This window comes from Aeromonas sp. HMWF017 (genome assembly GCF_003061465.1).
Classification (GTDB): domain Bacteria; phylum Pseudomonadota; class Gammaproteobacteria; order Enterobacterales; family Aeromonadaceae; genus Aeromonas; species Aeromonas veronii.
In genome coordinates this window covers 1-2,603 of the sequence record NZ_QAJD01000090.1, presented here as the reverse complement: position 1 = coordinate 2,603, position 2,603 = coordinate 1, and the positions used below count along the sequence as shown (strand labels likewise).

The 2,603-nt window shown below is 57.8% G+C and carries 4 protein-coding genes; all 4 read right to left on the bottom strand.

Translation table 11 applies throughout. The features are described 5' to 3' along the window. On the bottom strand, nt 1-979 hold a 979-nt coding region (locus DBR30_RS08580; protein WP_108588298.1), incomplete at its 3' end, for an RNA polymerase factor sigma-54. A gap of 65 nt (nt 980-1,044) precedes the next feature. Further along, a complete protein-coding gene (lptB, locus tag DBR30_RS08575; protein WP_005336333.1) occupies nt 1,045-1,770 on the bottom strand; it encodes an LPS export ABC transporter ATP-binding protein in 726 nt (241 codons plus the stop codon). A 3-nt stretch (nt 1,771-1,773) separates the two neighbouring features. Continuing rightward, nucleotides 1,774-2,301, bottom strand: coding sequence for a lipopolysaccharide transport periplasmic protein LptA (gene lptA, locus DBR30_RS08570; protein WP_040068817.1), 528 nt, complete (start codon nt 2,299-2,301; stop codon nt 1,774-1,776). Then, on the bottom strand, nt 2,288-2,603 hold a 316-nt coding region (gene lptC / locus DBR30_RS08565), incomplete at its 5' end, for an LPS export ABC transporter periplasmic protein LptC (RefSeq protein ID WP_108588297.1). The genes lptA and lptC, both read right to left, overlap by 14 nt.

Here is a 2,603-nt window from a genome sequence, read left to right as displayed (position 1 = left end):
CCTGCAAATGGGAGCGGATAAACTGGGTGTCGGTGCTGCTGCGGGCGTTGCGGGCCATGGCGGCATAGGTTTCGTTGACCCGAATGCGGGGGGCAGAGTCGGGATTGAGCTCGACCACCCACTTGCTACCCTTCTTGACCACGGAGACGTCGGGGATCACGTACTGGGAGTCGCTCTGGATGATGCCGTTACCGGGACGCGGCTCCAGCAGCTGGATCAGATCCAGCACCTCCTTGAGGTCGCTCTCTTTGAGTTTTGTCTTGCGGGCGAGGGTGCGGTAATCCCGGTTGCCGAGCAGCTCCATGTGCTCGAGGATCACCTCTTTGGCCTCGTTGAGCCAGGGGGTCTGAGGGTCATACTGATCCAGCTGGATCAGCAAACACTCCTGCACAGAACGGGCAGCAATGCCGACCGGATCGAAGTGCTGCACCCGCTTGAGTACCGCCTCGACCTCATCGAGTTCCACCTCTACGTCATCGCTGGTGACTGCAGCCTGGATATCCTCCAGCGCAACGGTCAGATAACCGGATTCGTCGATGGCATCGATGATGGCGAGCGCGATGGCGGCATCCACATCGCTGAACGGCGTGAGCCGCATCTGCCACAGCAGATAATCCTGCAGGTTTTCGGTGGTTTCACCCTGATAGACGCTATCTTCCCCATCGTGGATGGGGCCCGCGCTCTGAGCGGTGCCGGCAGAGTAAACCTCGTCCCAGGTGGTATCCACCGGCAACTCGTCCGGCATCTGCTCCTGGGCCATGGCATCGCTGGAATCCAGCTGGCTGGCATCGACCGGCGCTTCCGGACTGGTCTCTTGCGCCTCGCTCTCTTCCTGCTCCAGCAGAGGGTTGTTTTCGAGCGCTTGCTGAATTTCCTGCTGAAGTTCCAGAGTGGAGAGCTGGAGCAGACGAATCGCTTGTTGTAATTGCGGCGTCATGGTCAGGGACTGACCGAGACGCAACTGTAATGTCGGCTTCATCTACGTCGGGATATCCTTATGTTCAGCGAGGCACTCGTCAAAGGAAATGAAGGCATGCCCCCTTACTATAGACTGAATTGATCGCCCAAATAGACGCGCTTGACCTGCTCATCGGCAAGGATGTCAGCCGGTGCACCTTCGGCAATCATCTTGCCGTGGCTGACGATATAGGCCTTCTCACATACGTCCAGAGTCTCTCTGACGTTGTGGTCGGTAATCAAGACGCCAAGGCCTCTATCTTTCAGATGCTGAATGATCTTCTTGATGTCTATCACAGAAATCGGGTCAACCCCTGCAAAGGGTTCATCCAGCAGAATAAAACGCGGTTCGGCCGCCAGCGCACGGGCGATCTCGACCCGGCGACGCTCACCACCGGAGAGGCTCTGACCCAGGTTGTCGCGAATGTGGGTGATATTGAACTCTTCCAGCAGTTGCTGAACCTTGTCCTCGCGCTCCTCACGGCTCAACCCCTTGCGGGTCTGCATCACCCCCATCAGGTTGTCGAACACCGACAGGCGACGGAAGATGGAGGCCTCCTGCGGCAGGTAACCGATGCCGTTACGCGCCCGCACATGCATGGGCTGCAAGCTGATGTCCTGATCGTCGATGGTGATGAGACCGGCATCGCGCTGCACCAGCCCCACGATCATGTAGAAGGAGGTGGTCTTGCCCGCCCCGTTGGGGCCGAGCAGGCCGACAATCTGGCCGGTGCCCACTTCAAGACTGACGTCACTCACCACCATGCGGCGCTTGTAGCTCTTCTGCAGGCCCACTGCTTTTAACACTGCCATGGCTTATTTTCCCTGCTTCTTCTGGTCGGCGGGCTTGTCGAAATTCTCTACCTGATCAGGCAGGAACACGGTTTTGACCCGCTGGCTCGGGCTCTTGCTCTCGGCAATCATCTTCTGTTTGACGATGTCGTAGCGGATCAGATCGCCATTGACCTGGCTATCTTCCTGCTTGAGCTGACCGTTGCCGGTGATGGTCACCAGCCGGTTCTTCAGCTCGTAGCGGATAGTGTTGCCGTGGGCATTGACCGGCTTGCCGTTATCTAGGATCTGGAAGAAGGTGGCGGGTTTGCCGTAGGCAGTCATCACCTCCGCCCCTTTCTCGCCGGAGCGGGTCACTACCACCTTGTCAGCCTTGATCCGGATGGTGCCCTGATTGATGGTCACATCCTCTTCGAAGGTGATGCGGTTGTCCTGCATCTCGGCCACCTGTTTGACGGCATCGACGTAGACCTTCTCGGCAAAGTCGGACTCTTTGGCGGTCACCGCACCACACAACAACAGGGCTGCGAGGGCCAGATTAGCGTTTTTCATTGAAATAGATGGCATGGCCTTGATCCAGTAACTCAAAATATTTGCGGTCCAGATGGCCCTTGAGGCCAACCCCTTGGGTCTGGAAATCCCGACCCAGAATGTTCACTTCCCGGTTGCTGCGCACATCCTGCGTCACCAGATCCAGCTCCAGATAGGATGTATCCAGTGTGGAGATGAAAGAGGTAGGTAGCAGACCATCCAGATGCACCTTGTCCCGCAGGATGACGTTGTCGCCGGTGTTGAGCACGCCGGTTTCGGCGGTCACCTTCCACTCGGCGGCACCCTGATCGTCATACATGTAG

Excerpts from the sequence above, each read along its gene's own strand:
- lptB (WP_005336333.1), bottom strand. The coding sequence starts at position 1,770 with ATGGCAGTGTTAAAAGCAGTGGGCCTGCAGAAGAGCTACAAGCGCCGC.
- lptA (WP_040068817.1), bottom strand. The coding sequence starts at position 2,301 with ATGAAAAACGCTAATCTGGCCCTCGCAGCCCTGTTGTTGTGTGGTGCG.